This window comes from Clostridium sp. LIBA-8553 (genome assembly GCF_057782465.1).
Genome location: NZ_CM173489.1, coordinates 912301 through 933679, shown reverse-complemented (window position 1 = coordinate 933679; position 21379 = coordinate 912301). Strand labels below are relative to the sequence as shown.

Below are 21379 nucleotides of genomic sequence, written 5' to 3'. Positions count from 1 at the left end.
GACTTAATTAAAATCTATTCTATAAATAGCGTTTTATTAATCCCAAACTGAATTTATCCAATTAATCATTTGGATATTTGTATCTACTATATCTTTATATCCATCTTTTGCAAAGAATCCTATCATTATTAACTCTATTGCTAAAAGCATATATTTTATACATTTCTTCTCTTCAATAGTAATATCTATATCACTTTCATATCCTTCAATAACAGCTTTTGAAAAATCTATCCATTTATTTCTTTTATCCTCATTATGAAAAACTGAAGCTAAGGAACCTGTACACAAATAACATACATCAAATATTCTTGCATTAACTTGAGTTAAATCAAAGTCTATATACCCTACTAGCTCATCATTTTCAAAAATCATATTTTCTCCATGAAAATCTCTATGAATTATTTGCCTTGGCAGCTTTAAATATAATTCCTCAAAGTTTTCATTTAAATCCCTCTTAATATTATTAAAACAATATATTTCTTCTTTGCTTAAGTTACTCTGAGGTAAATATTTATCTATCTGCTCCTTAACCCATCCATTTAACTCTTTAATCATATTATTATCCCATATTTTTTCTTTTTCCATAACATCTTCAGTTAAGGTTTTTAATCCTTTATGAAGCCTTGCTGCACATTCCCCTAGATAAAACCCCCTTTTTACATAATCATCTTCAAAATAATCCTTAATTACTTCTCCTTTTATTTTAGTAAATAATACATAATATTTATTATTTAGTTCAGTATAAAAATCTCCATCTACTGTTTCCACTATCTTCTGCCCTGGAATTCCACTTTTTAAAAGGAGTTTAGAAATATTAACATTATTCTTCATTTCTCTTTCATCATTAGTCATTTTTAATATATAATCCTCGCCTATAGCCCATATATGAGTTTCTCTATCTGTTTCGTAAAATATATCCTCTGCTTTAATAACTAAATTTTTATCTATTCCCCATATATCTAATAACGATTGTAATTCTTCCTTATTTTTTATTAAATCTCTCTCCAAAATACTCTTCCCCTTTTTAAAATTGCTTTTCTCTTATTAATAACTATACTACTATGTAAAGTTCTCATATTAAACCTATAAAATTTTTATGAAATAAAAATGAGCCAAGGCTAACTCATAGCTTGGCTCATTTAGATTTTTTAGATTTCTCTTTCAATATTATTCTATCTATACTCTTTTTAGCTAAGAAGTATTTCTCTGCAAGTTCTTGCCTACTTAATCCGTCCATATATTCAGCATAAATACTTTCATTTCTTAGCTTAACCTCTTCACGAGTAGATGTTTTAGCTCCCCATTCCTGTCTATTACATTCTTTCCTAGGGATATAAATATACTCGCCATCTACGTATTTTTGAATTAGTTCAATTACTTCCTTAGGTAATACCTCTTTAGCCGTGATATAGCACATAATGCTCCTCCTAAATATAAAAAATTAATTTAGGTTTAGCAAAGGCTATTTGTCTTTTATTACTTAAAATGCAATAGCCTTGCTATGCATTATTAGCAGGTTCCATCATAAAAAATTCCCCCTTTATATACCATCTAACTATGATTTTACTTATTTTAACATTAAAAATCAAATTTATATTTTTATATTGTTTTCTAATTTTATAACTGCCTCATTAATTCTTTTCTCTCTAGTTTCACTTTTCTTTGCACCAGTTATCCACTGTACATACTTTCTTTTAGCTGAATAAGATAGGCTTTCATAAAAATCTTTAGCAACTTTATTTTTATCTAAAACTAATTTAAAATCCTCTGGTAATTCAACTATTCTTTCTTCCTCATCCTTTTCTATCTCAACGATTATACAGTCTCCAGCTTCCTTACCAATTTCCTTTCTTATAGCTTTAGTTATACCTATCATATAACAAGGTAATCCCATTTTTACAATAGAACCTCTGTACTCAACCTCATCAAATTTTGCTTTAACCTTAACTCTCTTACTTCCAAAAGTCTCTTCAACATCAAAAGGAATTTCTATAAATGTAGCATCTTTACCAGGATGTTTTTGAATTACAGCCTCAAATTTATAAACCATATTTTAAACCATACTCCTCTATTGTACTTAACCAACTGTCTTTAGCTTATTATAAACCTTAGGTATGTTTTATACCATTTTCACATATTAAAAATAAAATATTTTTCTAACTTATTTAATTAAATCTCTATTTCTATTATTTTTAAAATCTTATTATTCATTTATACCACAATTTAACTATAGAAGACACTGCTTTAGAGTAGTGTTGATTTTTAGATAGAACCTTAAGACCCTCTTAATCATCTGAAAAGCTAGCTAAAAATCAACACTCACATAAAACATCGCTAACTATAAATACCTATTCCTTTATCCAATAACTACTACAATCATTAGAACGTTCAACAAAACCATATTCTATTAAAGCTCTTCTTATAGTTGCATAGTCACCATATATTCTTCCTAAAATCCTATTGATTTCTTTCTCAGAATACTTCTTTCCCTTAGAAAAATGCTTTACTATTTGAGATAGTATTATTATTTTTTTCTTTTCCTTAGAAGGGAACGTCTTTAACGCCCCACTCTCATCCATATAATTTTTAATTGTTTCTTTTATTTCTTTATCAGTGATATTATATCTATCATCTAAAGTAGTTGCTGTCTTATGTGCATCAAATAAAGTTTCTTTCTCAAGTATATTTACTTTCTTCTTTGTATTTGATGATAATAATTCCATCATAGCTAAAAATAAACGTGCTTGTTTTTCCTTTTCCCTTAATTTGTAACGATGATTTCTTATGGTAGATTGTACCACTCCAAATTTTTGTGCTATTTCTTTATCACTTAATCCAGATGCCATTAACACCAAAAGTTCTCTTTGTATTTCAGATATTCCTGTAAAAGAAGTATTCATACTTAATAAATATTCTAAAGTAGATCCATGCTTATCTTCTATATGAAGCTCAGTAGCTTTTTTTGCATCATAAAGCAAAGAGCCAATCTCATATATTCTCCCCTTTGTAAACTCTTCCTCACAAATTATACATTTAAAACTATCCTCTTGTTCAATATATCCTTTTTTTACTTCTTCAATAGTCGCATCCCAAAATAATTCTTTATTAACTTCATTCACAATTCTCAACTCCTTATTTTTCTAATTTGTATAATTAAAATTTTTTAATTATTATATGTCTATTTTCTTTATTTGTCTATATATAAACAAACTTTAACGTAACTTGTTTTCATTATTTTAAAACTACATTCTATTTTTTCTATTTCGCTCACTTTATTTCACTAAACAAGTAAAATTTGAAACTTGATAAAAAAAATAAACTATGTATAATTTATTTTAAAACTATATGAAATTATTATGAAAAATTTGTAAATACAAATTCAAAAAACTTGTTACTAAGGAGAAATACATATGAATTTTTGGGATAATATTTTTAACGCTATTAATGGACTAGCAGGAAAAAACCATATGTTAGATTCAATTATGCTTTTTAGTTCACAAAAGTTACCTTATATTTTTGCTGCTGCAATAGTAGTTGTATATTTAATAGGTGTGATAACTAAAAAGAAAGTAGCTAGAGGAGTAGCTATAGATACTGTTGTTTTCACAGCAATAAACTTATTTATTTCAATGATATTAAGTCATATTTGGTATTTTCCAAGACCATTCGTAAATGATCCTAATGCCAAATTATTATATCCACATGCAGCTAATTCCTCTTTTCCAAGTGATCATTCAGTTGCTAGTATGAGTATAGCCCTTGGATTAAATAGATATAATAAAGTTCTTGGAACAGTATTTATTCTTTTATCTATATTAATGGGGGGTTCTAGGGTTTATGTTGGGCATCACTACCCTCAACATGTAGTTGCATCATTTATAATGGTAATTATACTAAATATACTTTACACTAAATTCTTAAGCAAAAGAGTTCAAAAGATTTATTTTTCAATTGAAAAGCAGATACCACTTTTAAACAATCTAATTAAATAATATTTATAAATATACATACTAAAGTTTTTATATTTATAATAAGAGGACCACTATAAATCAAAAACAACTTATAGTGGTCTCTTTTATTTATAAAGTATTTGAAATTAAAACCTCTTAATTCTTTAAGCTCTGTTTCAAATCTATATTCACCTAAAACAAAGTCCTTATTTATTTCTATAATAATATTCTCTAATTTTCTTTAATACAAAGGTTTCTCTAACTATCCATGGGTTAATATTAGACTTTCCTTCTTCAATAATAAGCTCATTCTCTTTAATTGCATTATCTAAAGAAATCCATATTGGCAAAAACCCTAGTTCTTCCTCATATTTATCTAGATTTTGTTTTACTTTCTCATTAGTTACATCACAAAAATAATAATGTGAAGTCATTTCAAAAAGCGAATATCCTTTCTTTTTTCTTCTATCTCTTTCAATTATTATTCCCATTTCATCCTTAACTTCATCTAATATATATCCAGTTTCCTCAGTCACTTCTCTTCTTAAAGTTTCTTCTGGACTTTCACTATTTTCAACTCCCCCTCCAGGAAATTTATAATCTCCTGTATTGGATTTAACCATAAGTATTTTATCATCCTTTAATATAATTGCTCTTATGGCAACTCTATAAAATACTTTTTCCTCTTTGCCTACTTCCTTTAGTCCAATAACCTCATTAAAATACATATTCTCACTCCTTTTAATTGACTTAATATTTAATGTAAAATCAATAAGTTTATTTATTCTAAAATAATCTAAATAGTCTTTTAGGATATTAAAAATAAAAAAAGGTTAAAACAAATAGTCTAACCTTTTTTTATTTAAAACGTCTTACTTTATTTTTTTACGAAACAATATTTGCTCTAATATTTTAGGTCTATTAGAATTTTTTTGCAAATGAAGTAGCCTTTTCTATGCCTTCTTCAACTTTTGCTTGAACGTCTACACCCATAACATCTAAACCATCTACAGCTATAGTTTCTATTTCTCTTATTCCAAAGAATCCTAAGATAGTTCTTAAGTATCTATCTCCCATTTCATATGGTGCATTCTCATAGTCTCCGCCTCTAGATACTATATGCACTGCTTTTTTATTATTTAAAAGACCTACTGGACCTTCAGCAGTATATTTAAATGTTATTCCAGTAACGCTTACATAATCAATATAAGCCTTTAATATTGCTGGAAAGCTTAAATTCCACATAGGTGCTGCAATTATATATTTATCTGCTTCTGCAAATTGATATGCATATTTTAATATTGGATTTTTCTTACTCTTTTCATCTTTAGGTCCAAATATTTTTCCTAAATCATCATGTCTTAAGAAATCTATATTTTCTTTATATAAATCTAATGTTATTATTTCATCTTCAGGATTATTTCTCTTATATTCCTCTACAAAACTATCAGATACTTTAAAAGTTCTTGATTCTCCTTCATTTTTTATGTTTGCTTTAATATACAATACTTTACTCATTATATTCACTCCTTCTAATTTATATATAAATTTTAAAAATTTTCTGTTCCAAATTTATTATTTCTAAAGTCTTCATATGCATCACATATTTCACCTAATGTATTCATAACAAATGGTCCATGAGAAACAACAGGCTCATTTATTGGCTCTCCACTTAATACAAGGAATAAAGATTCTTCTGTTAAAGATTCAACTAGAATTTCTCCATCTACATTATCAAATATGATAAAGTCTCCCTCTTTGCATATTTTATCTTTGTTTATCTTAACATCACCTTTTAATATAAGCACTGCAGTATTAAAATTACCTGGTTCATGTAATATAGTATTACTATAGTCCTTTAGATTTACATTGTAAAGATTAATGTTAGTAAAAGTACTAGCTGGACCTTTTACTCCATTAACTTTTCCAGCAATTATGCTTATTTCGCCTTTATTATCATCAAGTTTAAGAATTCCCATTTCTTCTTTTAATAAAGGTTGATATTTAGGTTCTATCATTTTTTTATCTTTAGGCAGATTTACCCAAAGTTGCACCATGTGAAGAATACCACCTTTCTTACTAAACTCAGTTTCATGATATTCTTTGTGCATAATACCAGAGGCTGCAGTCATCCACTGAACATCTCCTGGGCCTATAACTCCATGATTTCCTTTATTATCATGATGTTCCACTTTACCATCATAAGCAATTGTTACTGTTTCAAATCCACGATGAGGATGAGCTCCAACACCTAATCTAGTTTCTGAAGGTTCAAAATAATGTGGTGCATTGTAATCTAGCAATAAAAATGGTGATAAACGCTCCATATTTTCTATTCCTGCTGGTATATACTGAGATACTCTAAAGCCATCTCCAACCATATGTGGTTTTGGTCCTTTAAATATATTTTCTACAGTTCTAAAATTTTTCATTCGCTTCGTCCCCTTTTATCTCAAATTTTATTTATCACTAATTAGTGATAAATACTTAAAATTTTTTATTTTTTATTGATGACTTATAAATTTTTAAATTTCTTTAATATATTTTTCAAAGTAATCTTTTCTTCATCAGTTAAAATCTCAAAAATATTTTTAATATTATTAATATGATTAGGTAAAATATTTTCTATAATCTTTCTTCCCTCATCTGTTAATGATATTATACAAGATCTTTTATCTTCTGGATCTGCATTTTTTTTAATTAATCCATCCTTTTCTAGATTTTTTATAACAACTGTTATATTTCCTGATGTTGTTAATATCTTTTCTATTATCTCACATATTCTTAAGTCACCTTTATTGTATAGAGCTTCCAAAACTCCAAATTGAGCTATGGTTAGCCCACTTTCTTTGATTGTCTGAAATTCTTTTTTATGAATAATATGCTCTGCTCTCGTAAATACAACCAAAGTTGATAATGTTAATTCATTTTCTTTAATTAAATCTTTTATCTTATCCATACTTAAAATTTATCACTAATTAGTGATATTGTCAACTAAAATATTATTAATATGTATTTTACTTATAGATTTTATTTTGAAATATTATTTTTATTTTATTAAAAAATAACCCTGAGGTTAAACCTCTATTTAATATGGATAGACAATCTGTTGGAAAGCAACTATTTTCAATACAATTACTAATTACTCAGTCAAAAAAGCTATATCAAATCAAGTAAAGATTTGATATAGCTTTTTATTATAATCCACAGTCTATGTCAACTTCATTTTCAAAATTATATTCTTCATTTCCAAATACACCATTTAAGAAATCTGGCATAAAGTATTTTTTACTTAATTTTTTCATTTCATCTTTATTAGTTATGCTGTGCTTAACTACTATTTCTTTAGCAACTTTTATATTATTATTCATAGAAACTTGAATAGCTACTGCTTCTGCTGAGTCTAGTTTTCCATTTCCATGATATAAAAATTCTCTTAAACTTATTAAAGAGTCTCTAAATTCTTCATTTAATTTTTCTATACTTTCAATATCTGATTGAGAAATTTCTTCATCACAAATAGTAGCTTTAGGAGTAGCATATAATTTATTATCAACTAAGAAATAAACTTCCTCTTCATTTGAAATTTCAATAATATTTCCTAATTCACTTAATTCATAAGCTTTAATTTCATCTATACTTCCTAATTTAAACTCATTTTTAAACTCTTCTTCAGTCATTTTCTTTATTTTTAATTCTTTCATGTATATCGCTCCTTTTAAATGTGGTAAAATAACAGTTCAGTATTATTTTTAAAATAATAAATTTATTATATCATCATTAATATTAAATAAGTAACTTTATATAATAATAATCCACAACCTCTTATTTTTTTAATTCCAAGAAGTTGTGGATTATTACTTATTTTAATATAAATTAAAAATTCTAAGAATTTGCCCTAATATTAATTATGATATTATTACATAATTAACTGTATAAAATTTTCTTTCAAAAATATATCTATTTAGGCTCTAATATTCTTGCAGAATCATTTGTTATTTTAGTTAGAAGATTATATTCTTCTTCTCCTAATATTTCTTTATAACGATTATGTAACTTTAATCTATATTTTTGTATATCCTCTTGAATTTTTTCTCCCTCTTCAGTTAAATATATATGGGACAACTTACCTTCTGCTCTTCTTTCTACTAAACCTTTTATAACTAATTTATCTATAAGTCTAGTTATTGTAGATGGTTTTAAATGTAGCTCTTCGCATAATTCTTTTTGTGTTATTCCTGGTTTAAACTTTACGCCAAGAAGTATATATACATATGTCGGAGACATCCCTAATGTTTTCAATTCTTCTTCAGCTATTTTAGCTGCTATCTTTTTTAATCTAGTTGCAGTGAAAAATAAACAACCGCAGAAATTTTCTTCAAGCATTATATCCTCCATTCTAAACTATTAAAACTTGTCTATATACTATATTAAAGATAAATTTTAAAATTTGCAACAAAATCCAATCCATCATTTCCCATTAAAGTATTTTTTGTTATATCATTTTTTATTACTAAGCTAATTATTTAATTTCATAAACGATAAATATAAAAAAGTTGATTTCTATCAAAGATAAAAATCAACTTTTTTTAAAATAAATATTTATTATCTATTCTTATTTAATAAGTAATTGCTCTTTTGCATGAACAAGAGTAGTAAGTAAATCATTATATGGTGTATTTATGTTAAATTCTTTACCTTTTCTTGATACATAACCATTTATATAATCTATTTCTGTAAGACGATGATTTTGAATTAGGTCTTGATGCATTGATGGATAGTGAGCTCCAGCTTGACTTGGATCATATATTGCCTCTATTCCTCTTGCAACTTCTTCAACATTTAACTCTACTCCATATTTAGCAGCGACATCAGCAAATTCCTTTATAATGTTACGAATAAGTTGTGGTGATTCTTTCAATTCTCCGAATTCTTTGATATTACAATCTAGAATTGTACAACCACTATTTAAAGTTCCATTTACACAAGCTTTACGCCATATTGAAAATACTACATTCTCACTATAATGAGCTTTTAATCCAGCTTCACTTAATACTTGGCAAACTTCTTTTGCTTCTGTTTCCATACTAGGGTCAATATTTTGAACCTCTAAACTTCCATCTCCAGTTAAAACAACGTGTCCAGGGCCTGCTAATCCAGCTGTCCATAAAGTTACTCCCATAAGAATATTTTTGCTGTCAACATATTTTGCAACAGTTTCATTATGTCCTAATCCATTTAATAGACATAATACTTTTGTATGCTCTCCTAAAATATTCTTAATAGACTCTAACATTGGCTCTAATCCCATTGACTTAGTGAATAAAATGATTAAATCTGGAACTTCTGTAGCATTTTCAGGTAACATTGCTGGTATTTTTACCTTCTTAATCTCTCCATTTTCTTCAACTGTTAATCCATCTCTATTGATAGTATCTACATGCTCTTTCCAACCATCTATTAGAAAAACTTCATTTCCAGCCTCATGTAACATATATCCGTAACGTGAGCCCATAGCTCCTGCTCCAACAATTGCAATTTTCATTTAAATCAACTCTCCTCTTTTATCCAAAATCTAAATTAAATATTAAATTTTAAATTAAATGTATTTAAAAATATTTTCATCATATAAGTGTAAAACTTTTCTACAGAACCATTCAATAACGAATGCTCCTACGAAAGGTATTACGAAGAATGCCATTAACACTTCAAAGATAGTTCCTGTAGCTGAAGCCGCTAGAGGACCAACTAAACCAACTATACCAAATCCTGCACTATTAGGTGTACCTAATATATTAAATAAGTAAGCTCCTATTCCACTTAGAATTCCATTCGCAATAATTGGAACTGCTATTATTGGATATTTTACTAGGTTTGGCATCATCATTTTCATAGCCCCTAATAATACTGATAAAGTAACTCCACTTTGATTTACTCTTCTTGATCCAACAACTAAAACTGCTGTACAAGCAGTAACTCCTATAGCAGCTGCTCCAGCACCTAATCCTGTGATACCTATTGCAATACCTATTGCTACAGTTGAAATTGGTGAAATAATTAAAATTGAGAATGAAATACTAATCAAAATACACATTAATAATGGCTGTAAAGTTGTAAAGTTATTTAATAAATCTCCAATTACTATAGTAATTTGTCTTACATAAGGTAACATAAACATTCCGATAATACCAACTCCAGCACCAGCTATAATTGGTAATAATAATATAGTTAAAGATCCTAGTTTGTTTCCAATTAATCTAATAACAAATACAGCTATACATGAAACTAACATTATGTTTATTAAGTCTCCAATACCGACCATTTGTACACCAGCTTCAGTAACTTTAAAAGCTCCTGATCCTAAGAATACTGCTGATCCAACAATAACTGATTGCATAGGATTAAATTCGAATTGTAAAGCGACTAAAACACCTACAAGAACAGGTACTATAAACTGCATTATATTTACAGCATTATAAAAAGTAGCAAATATAGGTGAAACACCTATTAAACTTTTAAATATTGATCCTAAAATTGCATTTGGAATTAAACCAACAACTATTCCAGTTGCAGTTCCTGCCAAAACTTTGTTTAAATAATCTTTTGGTGTTAACTTGTCTTTTTTTGAAATATTCTTCTGTGCCATATCTCTCTTCTTCCTATTATAAAATTTTTTGTTAGTTAAAATCCATAACGATACAAAATATATTAAATATTATTACTCTAAAAAAAAATATTATTCTATACCTTTGTTTATTTTTTATCATTTTGGATTTTATCGTTTTTTATTGTCTGAAGTTGTCTTTTTAATAAATTACTAGTAATTTCCCTAAAGTTAATTGTTTTCATTGCGAAATCATTATGATTTCTCCCCTTATTTGTATGTACAACTAACTTTCCGCTATCAATATATCATAATATAAATATAAATTGCAATACATTTAAGACATAAAAGTTAAAAATATAACAAATAATTGTACTAAATTAACACTTTAGAAACATTTGTGGAATTTTATACATAAATATAGCTTGTATATTAAATTAAAAATAAAAAAATAAGAATTAAAAAGATATGGTTTTGCTTATCTATCTTTTTAATTCTTATATTAAATAATTATTTTTCCCAATATGATGGTCTACTTAATTGAATTGGTAATTTTGTATTACTATCTCCAATTGATACATTTATTTGAGATTGAGTAAGAAATATAGACTTCCTTAAATCAGCTCCTTTTAAATTTGCATCTCTCATATCTGCAGCCAAGAAGTTCACTCCACTTAAATCATTTCTATTGAAATCTGCAGCTATTAATAAAGCTCCTCTTAAATCTATTCCTCTTAGATTTGTTTTACTAAGTTTCTTTCCTATAAAATCTCTATTTTTCTTTTTATTTAAAGTATTATATTTTTTCATAACTAAATCACTAGTTTTTCTTAATACCATATTAACCTTATCTCTATGAACCTCTATATCTAGATTTAATAACTCCTTTGGATCTAATTCCGTTAATTTTTCAGTTTTTTCAATCACTCTTCTAACTTCATCTTTTATTTCAGATGCAACATCAAGAATATATGCTTCATTAAGATACCAAAGCATTTCATAAAGCTGTCTCATAACTAAAAAAACATCAAACATTTCCTGTGCTAAACTAGGTGAATCTTTCCAATTACTTCCTTTATATGTTTCCTGTGCTACCTTTTGTCCAGCTCCAAAACAATCATAAGAAGTACATCCCTTAAGGCCTTTTTTTCTAAGGTTTTTATGAACTTTGCAAGTAAAATCACCTTTTAAATTAATGCAAGGCTTTCCGGCTACCTTATCAATTGGAAATCCATCACACTTTGAAAAATAAAGTGCAACACAGCAAAATCCAAAACATTTTTCACAATTTATATTAAACTTCTTAAAAGGCTTCTCATTATTCATCGACATAATAATCATTCTACTCCTTTATTATTAATTATAAGCTACACTCTTCAAATGCTATATAACATATACTAATACATTTACATTACTTTTAACAAATATATTTAAACTGACAAATTATCATTAATACTAGTATTTCCTTTATTATACTATACTCTTTTGTTTAAAAGGATGCCTGTGGCCCCTATGACATAAAATAAAAGTTATAAAAGAAATAAGGAATTTACTATGAAAAATTTATCAATATTCAACATTAAAGAAAAATATTACTTGTAGACTTAAACCCTCAATCAAATCTTACAAAACTATTTAAATCTTATAGCATGTAAAATTTATCATATAAATAAAAAAGAAGCTATTCAAAATTTGAATAGCTTCTTTTTTTCTAATTCTTTCATACACGTAGAGGTTAAAACTTAATTTTATGTTGGCTTTTTAAAACTTTATGTTATAAACAAATACACTTCAACATATACACACTATATTTAGTTTAGATTTACAAATAAGAGAAGATAAATTATACCTTCTCTCATTTTGGCTTATGTTTATAATATTAAAGTTTTACAGAAGAAATTTAAATTTTATAATATAAAAGCTAAAGTGATATATATTTTTTATTAATTTAAAACCCTTCTTAATTGTATTTTATATTATATAAAAAAAATAATCTAATAGTTTTTACCAATTGAAATTATAATTAAATAATTATAAATTATAGTTGAAATGGGTAGTTCTAAGCAAATGTTTGCTACCACATTATTTTTCTTCAAAAATTATCTTTTTTTATCTTTCTCCTATATATGATTCTACTAAAAAATTACTTAATTAAAATACTTTTTTGAATTATATTTACTCTTAATTGTTTTAACTGTTTATTATTAAGAAAGTTGTATAGCTAATATTCCTAATAAATTATTTAAAATATGTAAACTAGATGAATATACTAAATTATAATCTGACTTTCAATATATTAATCCTGCTCCTATGTAAGGTAATACTAAAATACTCCTATTAATTTTTTATTTTAAATTTCTTTATTATTTCTAATAAAGAATTATCTTTAATAATTAATAAAATTAAAAAATAAATTAATGAATTTATAATCATTACAGCTAAAGTAAATAATAAAACTCCATTTATAAATTTACCTATAAAATACGTTATAGGTATGAATAATAATGATATAGCTAAATATTTCATCTTATCTACACTAAAAATATTGAAGTTTAATCTCATGATAAACCTTATATATAAATATTCTAATGAAATAACAACTATATTAGCTAACAATGTTGTAATAACTGCATTTGTTTCATTGAAGTAGTTTGTCCAAATTAATACTGTATTTAATACTAAATTTATAAAGCCACCTATAAATGTTATTTTTACTTGTTCTTTTTCTTTTCCTTTTATATACATAATTTGATTAACTAAAATGGCTTCAAACCCTATAGTAACTATGTATATAGCAAAAATTTTAAGTATTGGAACAGCAGCTAAGTACTTACCTCCACCATATATAAGTATTATTTCTTTTGCTAGAACAAATATACCAATAGAAGCAGGAAAAAGAATTAAAAAATACATTCTTGAAATTTTATCTAATAAAATTTTATATTGATCATGACCTTGATTTGCTATATAATTTGACATTCTTGGAATGGTTGCATAAATAACTGTAAGTAACAGAGTATTTATTATATTACTTATATTTTGTGCTGTTGTATAATAAGCAACTGAATCCATTCCTATGTATTGACCAATAAAATATTTATCAAGTTGTGTGTATAAAACATTAGCATTAGACAATATAACAACTAAAAACATAGGTTTTATATGTTTTAATAGTTTTAAATCAGAAAAATCCAAAGGTATGCTTTTTCTGATATATAAAAAACTTACAATATTATTTAAAAAGGTCGATAAAACTAAAAGAATCATATATTCTTTTAAATTATTTGAAGTTCTAACAAGTATAAATAAGAAAATCACATAAATAATTCTAATTATTATAGTCTTTATTGTTATGAAATCATAATTTTCTAATCCCTCATTTACCCATTCTGTATAAAAGATATTAGCTAATAAATTAAAAGTTAATATCATGCATGCAACATATATTTCTGTTCCAGAATAATTAAATTGAACAAATATTATATATCCAATAGTTGTTAATATATTTGTTATAAAAGTTAGAGTAAATAAACTAGTATATACCTGTGATAGCTTTTTTGGGTCATCTCTAACTCTACTTATTTCTCTCAATCCATATTGATAAACTCCAAAACCAGCAAATATAAAAAAATATCCATATATTGTTTGAGAATAATTTACTGTCCCGATTAAGTCAGGTCCAAAAACTCTAAGTATATATGGGCCTATAATTATTGGAACTACAACATTAAAAATATTCAATAAAAATTTAAATATTATATTTTTTGATAGTGAATTTTTCATAATTTCTCCTCATAAAGAAACAATTCCATTTTTAAAATTGTTTAATACTCTTTATTTTTATTATTTTAAATTCATATTTTCTTACATTTATAAACAATATAGAAAAAAATATCATATTTATTTTTTAAATTCAATAAATTTTAATTATTTTTAAGGTTATATTAAGAATGAATAGTAGATATAATGAAAAGAACAAATTAAAATTTTCATTTAAAATATTGAGTTATCTTTAATATAAATATTTTGATAAATTTCTGGAGTTATTATAATAATATTTTAATTAATTAATAAAGCTAATCTTTCTTCTAAAATATTACTTAAGTTTGTATGCTTAAATATAGATTTATGAGTGTATACAATTTAATAAAAAATATTAAAATTTGGATTATGAGTGAAAATGATTATACAATAGATACTTTAATAACTGTATTATTCCCACATGAATACTAAAATTAAAAGTGTCCTCTGAGAACACCTTTTGATAAATATATAAATTTACAAATATATTTAAGGAGCATCTATTATCAGATTAATTACAATAATGAGTATCGGTATTGAAAACTTAATTAAAAATAATCAAATTTCAAAAAAAGAAATTAACAATATACTATCTAGGTTTTGTAGAAATGATTGGTGAAACCTTAAAGAAGATGATAAGGAAGAACAAAATCCTATACTAATAGAAGGATTTTATATAAAAAATAAAAATTCTAAACTTGATAAAATATTTATAGGAATATATTATAAATAATATTTTTATTTGGATAAAAAGTAAATATGATAATATAAAAGACATATTATTAATTACTATAAAATTACCCTATGAATAAACAAAAAGAGAAAGGATTTTAATCCTTTCTCTTTTTGTTGTTTTAATCAACTCAGAAGATTTTAATTTAAAAATTAAATTATTTTTAGAATAATATATACCATATTATATTATTTTTTAAGCATTATTTACTTTTATATAAATTTAAAGAAGATGTTCATATTAAACACCTTGTTTAGATAAAAATGAATTATACAAAGTGAATGAAATAAATCAACTTATGTCAACTACTTTTAATATAGTATATTTTTCATATAAAATCTAATACTTTTTTATTATGTTTTTTATAATAAAAACCTTATATTGTCTTTTCTTTTTATAATTACTATCATTTTTATTAAAATAATTAAAAGCTTTTCTAAATATGGCTTCTGTAAAACATTTTATCAATCTACGTTATCTATATAAACCTAATACTTTTTTATGAAAAGAATATGCGTTATTAATAAATAGTAAGCTTTATTGGATACTTATAGTAAATAGTGATATAATATAATATAATATATATAAACTAAAATTTAAGAAAGACGAAGGTAGTTTCAACAATGGAAATATAATCTATTTTTCAAATTTTAATTACAACAAAAAGTATTTATTTTTAGCTTTAAAAAATAACTTATTTAGAGCTTTTTTTGTTGTGTTTAACTTTATGGAGAGTAGATTATAGTGAGATAGGTATATTTTTGTCTTTTTATGACTATATATACTCTCCTGTAATTTATAGGAGGGATTTTTTTATGTCTTTAGCAAGATTAAATAAAATAAAAAAGTATTACGGTGATAGATTAATTCTAGATATAGATAAACTAGAAATTTTAGATGGGGATAGAATTGGATTAGTTGGAGTTAATGGTGCAGGTAAAACCACACTTATTAAATCTTTGCTTGGATTACTCCCTATTGATGAAGGGAATGTATCTCTAACTAAAAGCTTTGCTTATATAAGTCAAAGTGAAAATTTTAATGAAGAAACTTTAAATAATAATTTTAAGAATGTCTTTAATGCTCCTTTTGAATACCATGAGTTTTTATCTGGTGGAGAAAAGGTCAAATTTAAGATAGCACAAGCTCTAAGTGAAAATAAACATTTAATTATTGCTGATGAACCAACAGCAAATTTAGATGAAAAAAGTATTGAGATTCTTGAAAATATGTTAAAAAAATATAATGGTGCACTGCTTTTAGTATCTCATGATAGAAGGTTTTTAGATGCATTATGTAACACTATCATTGAAATTGAAGATGGAAAAATTAAAGCTTATAAAGGAAATTATTCTAAATACTTAGAGTTAAAATCTTTAGAAAGACAAAGAGCTGAAACTGAGTACACTTCTTATATAAATGAAAAAAAGCATCTTGAAAATTCTATACTTAATAAGCAAAACTTAAAAGATAGTCTTAGAAAAACTCCTAAAAGAATGGGTAATTCTGAGGCTAGATTGCACAAGATGGGACCTCAAAGAGCAAAGAAAAATCTAGATAATAATATAAAAGCTTTAAGAAGCAGAATTGATCAACTTGAAGTTAAAGAAAAACCTAAAAGCATAAAAGAAATAAAAATAATAGTTCAAGATAATTTGAAAATATCTTCTAAAAATCTTATAGAAACCAAAGATTTTACATTGTTTGCAGGTAATAAACTACTAATTAAAGATGCTAAATTTAAAATAAAGAATGGTAAGAAAGTAGCCCTTATTGGTGATAATGGATGTGGTAAAAGTACATTGCTAAAAAATATTGTTTCAAGAGAAAATAATATAAAAGTTTTAGATAATGTTATTATAGGATACTTTGATCAATCTCAAAAGATATTAAAAGATGATGAATCAATACTAAAAAATATTCTTGAAGATTGTTCTTATGATGAAAGTTTTGTGAGAATAAACTTAGATGGTTTTGGTTTTAAAGGAGATGCGGTATTTAAGAAAGTTTCATCCCTAAGTGGTGGTGAAAAAGTAAAAGTAGCACTTTGTAAAATATTATTATCTGATAATAACTTAATAATATTAGATGAACCAACAAACTATCTTGATATAAAATCTATGGAATCTCTAGAAACTGCATTGATTAATTGTAATAAAACATTAATTATAGTTTCTCATGATAGAAACTTTATTTCTAATGTATGCGATTATATTTTAGAAATAGATGACAATATAATTCATGAATTTGCTGGCACCTATGATGAATATATAAACTTTAAGAATAAACCAAAGTTAGATAATAAAGAAAGAGAGAATAAAGATAGTCTTCTTATCTTAGAGAACAGACTTTCTAATGTAATCTCTCTCCTTTCAATAGAAACTGATAGCACAAAAAAAAGCTTATTAGAAACTGAATACTCTGATTTACTTAAAGAATTAAAGAACTTAAAAAATAAATTAAGTTAGGTCTAGAAAACTATCTAAAAATAAACATTCACTTAAAACAGAATTATTAACTTAAACCAATAAAAATAACCTTAACAAAATTAAATTGTTAAGGTTATTTCTTTGTTTTTATAATAAATTATTTTATTAGCTCTAAAATATCTTCTATCTTTTGCTTTCAACTAAGATAATTTTTTACCATGTGTTTCTAATCACATTCAGTTATCCTATTATGTTTTAAACTAAGGTTGTAGATTTTCAGAAAAGAAATTTAATAGGGAGGATACTTATGAATACAGAAGTTAAGCTAAAAAACGATATCTACTCAGTAGGTGTTATAGATGATAGACCTGTTCCATTTCATAGATTAATATTAGAAAAAGGAACTACATATAATAGTTATTTATTAAAAACTAAAAAGCCAACAATTATTGATACAGTAGATTTAATATATACAAAAGATTTTTTAAATAATTTAAAAGCAATTATTGATTTAAAAGACATAAGTTACATAGTAATTAACCATACTGAACCTGATCATTCAGGTGCGTTAGGTGGATTAGCTAGACAAGCTACTAATGCTAAAATAGTTTGTAGTGAAAAGGCTGTATATCACCTAAAAGAATTATATAAATTACATGATAGAGAGTTCATAATAGTAAATGATGGAGATACCCTTGATATAGGAGGAAAGACATTATTATTTAAAATGACTCCATATCTACACACAGAAGAAACAATGATTACATATTGTATAGAAGACAAAATTTTATTCCCTTGTGATATCTTTAGTACTCACCTTACTGCAAAAGAACATTTCTCAAGTAAGGCAAAAGAAGATATTACTGATGACTTTATAACTTACTATAAGCTTATAATGGCACCACATAGAAAATATGTTAGACCAATGATTGATATAGTAAAAAATTTAGATATAGAAATGATTGCTCCATCTCATGGTTATATACTAGATGAAGATATTCAAAAGTATATTGATATATATGATAAATATAGTAAAGAAACCAAGAAAGGTAAAAAAGCTACTATAGTTTATACTACAATGAGAAATGCAACAAAAGGAATAGCTGAAAAATTTAAATCTGAATTAGAAAATGAAGATATTGAAGTTGCTATTTTTAATGCAGATAAAAGTAGTAAAGAGGATATATTAAACTCAATAAAAGAATCAGATGCAATATTATTTGGTACTTCAACTAAATATGGAGATTTAATAGGTTCTATTGAAGATATATTAAAAGAATTACCTAACTTAGATTTAAGCAACAAAATTTTAGGGGCCTTCGGTTCATTTGGCTGGAGTGGTGAACCTATAGAGATAATACAAGATTATTTAAATTCTACAAATGGTAATGTTTTAAATACTTCATCAATAATAAAATCTACTGGTATGATTGATGTTCATTTTCCAGTAAGAATTAGATTCTCATTAAATGATGAATCAGAAAAAGAAGTTGTAAGAGCTGCTGATTATATCAGTTCAATAATATAATTATTAAATTTTAGGAGGAATTAATTATGCAAAAATTTATATGTGATGTATGTGGATATATTTATGATCCTGCAGTAGGAGATCCTGATAATGGTGTAGCTCCTGGAACTGCATTTAATGATATTCCAGATGATTGGGTTTGTCCTCTTTGTGGAGTAGATAAATCTCAATTCTCTGAAACTGAATAATATTTATATTATTAAAGAGCCTAATAAATCCTATAGATTTATTAGGCTCTTTACTTTATTCAGCTAAATCTAATAAAGCTTCCCTATCTTTAACTATAATTGCCTTATTTCCTTGTAAATTTATTATTCCTATTTTATCAAACTTTGATAGTTTTCTACTTACAGTTTCTCTAGTCACTCCACAATAATTTGCCATTTGTTCTCTATTAAGTGGTAATTTTATATATATTCCTTCTTCATTTTCAAGTCCATACCTATTCATAAACTCTACCAATACCGATGCTATTCTTACCTCTACATCCTTAGTTGCTAAATTCTGAGCTAAATTCTCTGCTAAGTTTATTCTGTTGGCCATCTCTTCTATTATTTTTATTGATATTTCTGGGTTTTCTAAAAGTATTTTATCTAAACTTTTTTTATTCAATATACACATCTTACCTGACGTTATTGCATAAGCTGAAAAATTACTAATATTACTATTGACGAAAAGATTATTCTCTCCAAAGAAATCTCCTTTAGATAATATATAAACAATCTGCTCTTTTCCCTCTTTAGTAATTTTGCATATTTTTACTTCTCCTTCTCTAATTAAAAAAAGCTTATCTGATATTTCACCTTCTCTACATAAAACATCATTTTCATCAAATTCCTTATGCTCTGTCATATTAACTATTCTAAATAGTTCCTCATCAGATAATGATGAAAAAATAGCTATATTCCTAGCACACGGCCCTTTATCTGACGCACAATTACATAATCTAATCACAAATCTATACGCTCCTTTTATCTTTGGGTATTTCATATCAATTTTAACAAATGCTATTAATAACTATCAATACATCATAATATTTTGAGTATATGCTCATATAACCTTATTAAAAATAAAAGTAGTTAATTCTTAAGAATTAACTACTTTTATATAACTTTTTTATTTTAAATTTTTAATATAATAATACTTTTTATATTAAAATCTAAAATAATAATTATTAAAACTCTTCTTTTCCGAAGAATTCAAAATTAATGTTTTCTTCTTTAACGCCTAAACTTTTCAAGCTATTATTTATACTTTTCATAAATAAAGTTGGTCCACAAAAGAAAAATTCCCCATTTAAAGGTAAATTATTCTTTATCCACTCTTCTGCTATAAAGCCTTCTTCATCATAATCTTTACCCTTTATATCACTTTCTAATGGTTGACTAAATATCTTTATTTCTTTAAAATCCTTTATTTTTTTGATTTCCTGAACATCAGAATTTAAAGCTAAACTTTCTGAATTCAATACAGCCTCAACAAAATAAACCTCCCTACTTTGATCCTTAGCTCCATATAACATTGATAAAATAGGTGTTATTCCTATTCCTCCTGATAGTAAAACTAAAGGCTTTTCACTATTTTCTGTTAATGTAAACTTCCCAAATGGAGGCATGGCTAATATTGTATCCCCTACCTTAATAGATTCATGAAAATATCCACTTACCTTTCCATTAGGAACTTTTTTTATTGTTAATCTATAATAATCTTCTTGCGGATCACCTGATAAACTATATCTTCTCATTTCTTTTTTTATAACTTCATCTTCTGTTTCTATTTTAATTGGTAAAAATTGACCACACTTATATTCTTTTAATGGCTTTTGATCAGTAGCTCTTAAATAAAATGATTTTATATCTTTTGCCTCTTCTTCTATTTTAAATATCTCTAATTGTCTAAATCCATTCCAAACATTTTCCATACTATCACCTCATCCTATTTTGGCCTAATTTTTTAAGTCATTTAAAAAATAAGTAACAATATATGATTTAATCGAATATTTAATATAAATTCATATACTGTTACTTACAATTAAATTCATAATTTTAACTTCATATTTTTTATTGTATTCTAAGCTTAATAGATAAGTAACAACTAAATTATTTAAAATTTGTACATCGAAATTCTTAATTTATAGGTTTTATACATTATTTAGGGTTTAATAAAAATAGAAACTAAAATTATAAACTTATTAAGCTATTAATTTGTGCTCATATACTAATAATATGAACTTCTTAGTTACTTCTCTATTACAAGGTCATTATATCTAGAATAATTGCTCTGAAATATGATTGGTGTCACATTAAAGAAATTATATTTAGTAGAGAGTAAATT

Annotated in this window: 20 protein-coding genes; 4 read left to right on the top strand and 16 right to left on the bottom strand. The window is 25.3% G+C overall.

From position 1 onward, the window contains the following. Positions 1–36 precede the first annotated feature (36 nt). The 4 genes from AC2JAQ_RS03970 to AC2JAQ_RS03955 all read right to left on the bottom strand — a co-directional run bounded on the left by AC2JAQ_RS03970 (position 37) and on the right by AC2JAQ_RS03955 (position 3119). Positions 37–1008: a phosphotransferase enzyme family protein gene (locus AC2JAQ_RS03970; protein WP_488458012.1), complete on the bottom strand. Its 972-nt coding sequence runs from the start codon at positions 1006–1008 to the stop codon at positions 37–39. Between the two features lie 127 nt (positions 1009–1135). Further along, the gene (locus AC2JAQ_RS03965) at positions 1136–1417 is read right to left on the bottom strand and encodes a CD3324 family protein (RefSeq protein ID WP_488458011.1); all 282 of its coding nucleotides are present in this window, start codon (positions 1415–1417) and stop codon (positions 1136–1138) included. Positions 1418–1591: 174 nt separating this feature from the next. Beyond that, the gene (locus tag AC2JAQ_RS03960; RefSeq protein WP_488458010.1) at positions 1592–2050 is read right to left on the bottom strand and encodes a DUF1905 domain-containing protein; all 459 of its coding nucleotides are present in this window, start codon (positions 2048–2050) and stop codon (positions 1592–1594) included. Positions 2051–2348: 298 nt separating this feature from the next. Next, positions 2349–3119 (bottom strand): DUF2087 domain-containing protein, encoded by a 771-nt coding sequence (locus AC2JAQ_RS03955; RefSeq protein WP_488458009.1) that lies wholly within the window; start codon positions 3117–3119, stop codon positions 2349–2351. A gap of 291 nt (positions 3120–3410) precedes the next feature. Between AC2JAQ_RS03955 and AC2JAQ_RS03950 the strand changes: the two genes are divergently transcribed. After that, entirely contained in the window at positions 3411–3992 is a 582-nt protein-coding gene (locus AC2JAQ_RS03950; protein ID WP_488458008.1) for a phosphatase PAP2 family protein, read from the top strand. A 164-nt stretch (positions 3993–4156) separates the two neighbouring features. On the opposite strand, the gene AC2JAQ_RS03945 is transcribed toward AC2JAQ_RS03950, so the two are convergent. The 10 genes from AC2JAQ_RS03945 to AC2JAQ_RS03900 all read right to left on the bottom strand — a co-directional run bounded on the left by AC2JAQ_RS03945 (position 4157) and on the right by AC2JAQ_RS03900 (position 14337). Next, positions 4157–4678: an NUDIX hydrolase gene (locus AC2JAQ_RS03945; RefSeq protein WP_488458007.1), complete on the bottom strand. Its 522-nt coding sequence runs from the start codon at positions 4676–4678 to the stop codon at positions 4157–4159. A gap of 193 nt (positions 4679–4871) precedes the next feature. Next, the gene (locus AC2JAQ_RS03940) at positions 4872–5468 is read right to left on the bottom strand and encodes an FMN-dependent NADH-azoreductase (RefSeq protein WP_488458006.1); all 597 of its coding nucleotides are present in this window, start codon (positions 5466–5468) and stop codon (positions 4872–4874) included. Between the two features lie 32 nt (positions 5469–5500). Next, positions 5501–6382, bottom strand: a complete 882-nt coding sequence (locus AC2JAQ_RS03935; RefSeq protein ID WP_488458005.1) for a pirin family protein — start codon at positions 6380–6382, stop codon at positions 5501–5503. A gap of 83 nt (positions 6383–6465) precedes the next feature. Continuing rightward, the gene (locus AC2JAQ_RS03930) at positions 6466–6909 is read right to left on the bottom strand and encodes a MarR family winged helix-turn-helix transcriptional regulator (protein ID WP_488458004.1); all 444 of its coding nucleotides are present in this window, start codon (positions 6907–6909) and stop codon (positions 6466–6468) included. 238 nt (positions 6910–7147) lie between these two features. Next, positions 7148–7654, bottom strand: a complete 507-nt coding sequence (locus tag AC2JAQ_RS03925; RefSeq protein WP_488458003.1) for a hypothetical protein — start codon at positions 7652–7654, stop codon at positions 7148–7150. 256 nt (positions 7655–7910) lie between these two features. After that, positions 7911–8336: a MarR family winged helix-turn-helix transcriptional regulator gene (locus AC2JAQ_RS03920; RefSeq protein ID WP_488458002.1), complete on the bottom strand. Its 426-nt coding sequence runs from the start codon at positions 8334–8336 to the stop codon at positions 7911–7913. Positions 8337–8565: 229 nt separating this feature from the next. Then, positions 8566–9495, bottom strand: coding sequence for a 2-dehydropantoate 2-reductase (locus AC2JAQ_RS03915; protein WP_488458001.1), 930 nt, complete (start codon positions 9493–9495; stop codon positions 8566–8568). A 54-nt stretch (positions 9496–9549) separates the two neighbouring features. Beyond that, positions 9550–10596: a PTS sugar transporter subunit IIC gene (locus AC2JAQ_RS03910; protein ID WP_488458000.1), complete on the bottom strand. Its 1047-nt coding sequence runs from the start codon at positions 10594–10596 to the stop codon at positions 9550–9552. Positions 10597–11064: 468 nt separating this feature from the next. Further along, positions 11065–11895, bottom strand: coding sequence for a pentapeptide repeat-containing protein (locus tag AC2JAQ_RS03905; RefSeq protein WP_488457999.1), 831 nt, complete (start codon positions 11893–11895; stop codon positions 11065–11067). Positions 11896–12891: 996 nt separating this feature from the next. Next, positions 12892–14337 carry a flippase gene (locus tag AC2JAQ_RS03900; RefSeq protein WP_488457998.1) on the bottom strand — a complete coding sequence of 482 codons (1446 nt, stop codon included), beginning with the start codon at positions 14335–14337 and terminating at the stop codon, positions 12892–12894. A gap of 1566 nt (positions 14338–15903) precedes the next feature. On the opposite strand from AC2JAQ_RS03900, the gene cplR reads away from it, so the two are divergent. The 3 genes from cplR (at position 15904) to rd (ending at position 19233) form a co-directional block, all read left to right on the top strand. Next, on the top strand, positions 15904–17556 hold the full coding sequence (gene cplR, locus AC2JAQ_RS03895) for an ABC-F type ribosomal protection protein CplR (protein WP_488457997.1): 1653 nt from the start codon (positions 15904–15906) through the stop codon (positions 17554–17556). Positions 17557–17824: 268 nt separating this feature from the next. Next, a complete protein-coding gene (locus AC2JAQ_RS03890) occupies positions 17825–19045 on the top strand; it encodes an FprA family A-type flavoprotein (protein ID WP_488457996.1) in 1221 nt (406 codons plus the stop codon). A 26-nt stretch (positions 19046–19071) separates the two neighbouring features. Further along, entirely contained in the window at positions 19072–19233 is a 162-nt protein-coding gene (gene rd, locus AC2JAQ_RS03885; RefSeq protein ID WP_488457995.1) for a rubredoxin, read from the top strand. 55 nt (positions 19234–19288) lie between these two features. On the opposite strand, the gene AC2JAQ_RS03880 is transcribed toward rd, so the two are convergent. Together AC2JAQ_RS03880 and AC2JAQ_RS03875 are read right to left on the bottom strand one after the other, a co-directional pair. Continuing rightward, positions 19289–19999 carry a Crp/Fnr family transcriptional regulator gene (locus AC2JAQ_RS03880; RefSeq protein ID WP_488457994.1) on the bottom strand — a complete coding sequence of 237 codons (711 nt, stop codon included), beginning with the start codon at positions 19997–19999 and terminating at the stop codon, positions 19289–19291. Between the two features lie 220 nt (positions 20000–20219). Further along, complete coding sequence (locus tag AC2JAQ_RS03875) at positions 20220–20966, bottom strand: FAD-binding oxidoreductase (protein ID WP_488457993.1); 747 nt, start codon at positions 20964–20966, stop codon at positions 20220–20222. Positions 20967–21379: the final 413 nt, after the last annotated feature.

Excerpts from the sequence above, each read along its gene's own strand:
- AC2JAQ_RS03965 (WP_488458011.1), bottom strand. The coding sequence starts at position 1,417 with ATGTGCTATATCACGGCTAAAGAGGTATTACCTAAGGAAGTAATTGAA.
- cplR (WP_488457997.1), top strand. The coding sequence starts at position 15,904 with ATGTCTTTAGCAAGATTAAATAAAATAAAAAAGTATTACGGTGATAGA.
- AC2JAQ_RS03925 (WP_488458003.1), bottom strand. The coding sequence starts at position 7,654 with ATGAAAGAATTAAAAATAAAGAAAATGACTGAAGAAGAGTTTAAAAAT.
- AC2JAQ_RS03920 (WP_488458002.1), bottom strand. The coding sequence starts at position 8,336 with ATGCTTGAAGAAAATTTCTGCGGTTGTTTATTTTTCACTGCAACTAGA.
- AC2JAQ_RS03940 (WP_488458006.1), bottom strand. The coding sequence starts at position 5,468 with ATGAGTAAAGTATTGTATATTAAAGCAAACATAAAAAATGAAGGAGAA.
- rd (WP_488457995.1), top strand. The coding sequence starts at position 19,072 with ATGCAAAAATTTATATGTGATGTATGTGGATATATTTATGATCCTGCA.
- AC2JAQ_RS03950 (WP_488458008.1), top strand. The coding sequence starts at position 3,411 with ATGAATTTTTGGGATAATATTTTTAACGCTATTAATGGACTAGCAGGA.
- AC2JAQ_RS03890 (WP_488457996.1), top strand. The coding sequence starts at position 17,825 with ATGAATACAGAAGTTAAGCTAAAAAACGATATCTACTCAGTAGGTGTT.
- AC2JAQ_RS03935 (WP_488458005.1), bottom strand. The coding sequence starts at position 6,382 with ATGAAAAATTTTAGAACTGTAGAAAATATATTTAAAGGACCAAAACCA.
- AC2JAQ_RS03875 (WP_488457993.1), bottom strand. The coding sequence starts at position 20,966 with ATGGAAAATGTTTGGAATGGATTTAGACAATTAGAGATATTTAAAATA.
- AC2JAQ_RS03930 (WP_488458004.1), bottom strand. The coding sequence starts at position 6,909 with ATGGATAAGATAAAAGATTTAATTAAAGAAAATGAATTAACATTATCA.
- AC2JAQ_RS03910 (WP_488458000.1), bottom strand. The coding sequence starts at position 10,596 with ATGGCACAGAAGAATATTTCAAAAAAAGACAAGTTAACACCAAAAGAT.
- AC2JAQ_RS03960 (WP_488458010.1), bottom strand. The coding sequence starts at position 2,050 with ATGGTTTATAAATTTGAGGCTGTAATTCAAAAACATCCTGGTAAAGAT.
- AC2JAQ_RS03905 (WP_488457999.1), bottom strand. The coding sequence starts at position 11,895 with ATGATTATTATGTCGATGAATAATGAGAAGCCTTTTAAGAAGTTTAAT.
- AC2JAQ_RS03945 (WP_488458007.1), bottom strand. The coding sequence starts at position 4,678 with ATGTATTTTAATGAGGTTATTGGACTAAAGGAAGTAGGCAAAGAGGAA.
- AC2JAQ_RS03900 (WP_488457998.1), bottom strand. The coding sequence starts at position 14,337 with ATGAAAAATTCACTATCAAAAAATATAATATTTAAATTTTTATTGAAT.
- AC2JAQ_RS03915 (WP_488458001.1), bottom strand. The coding sequence starts at position 9,495 with ATGAAAATTGCAATTGTTGGAGCAGGAGCTATGGGCTCACGTTACGGA.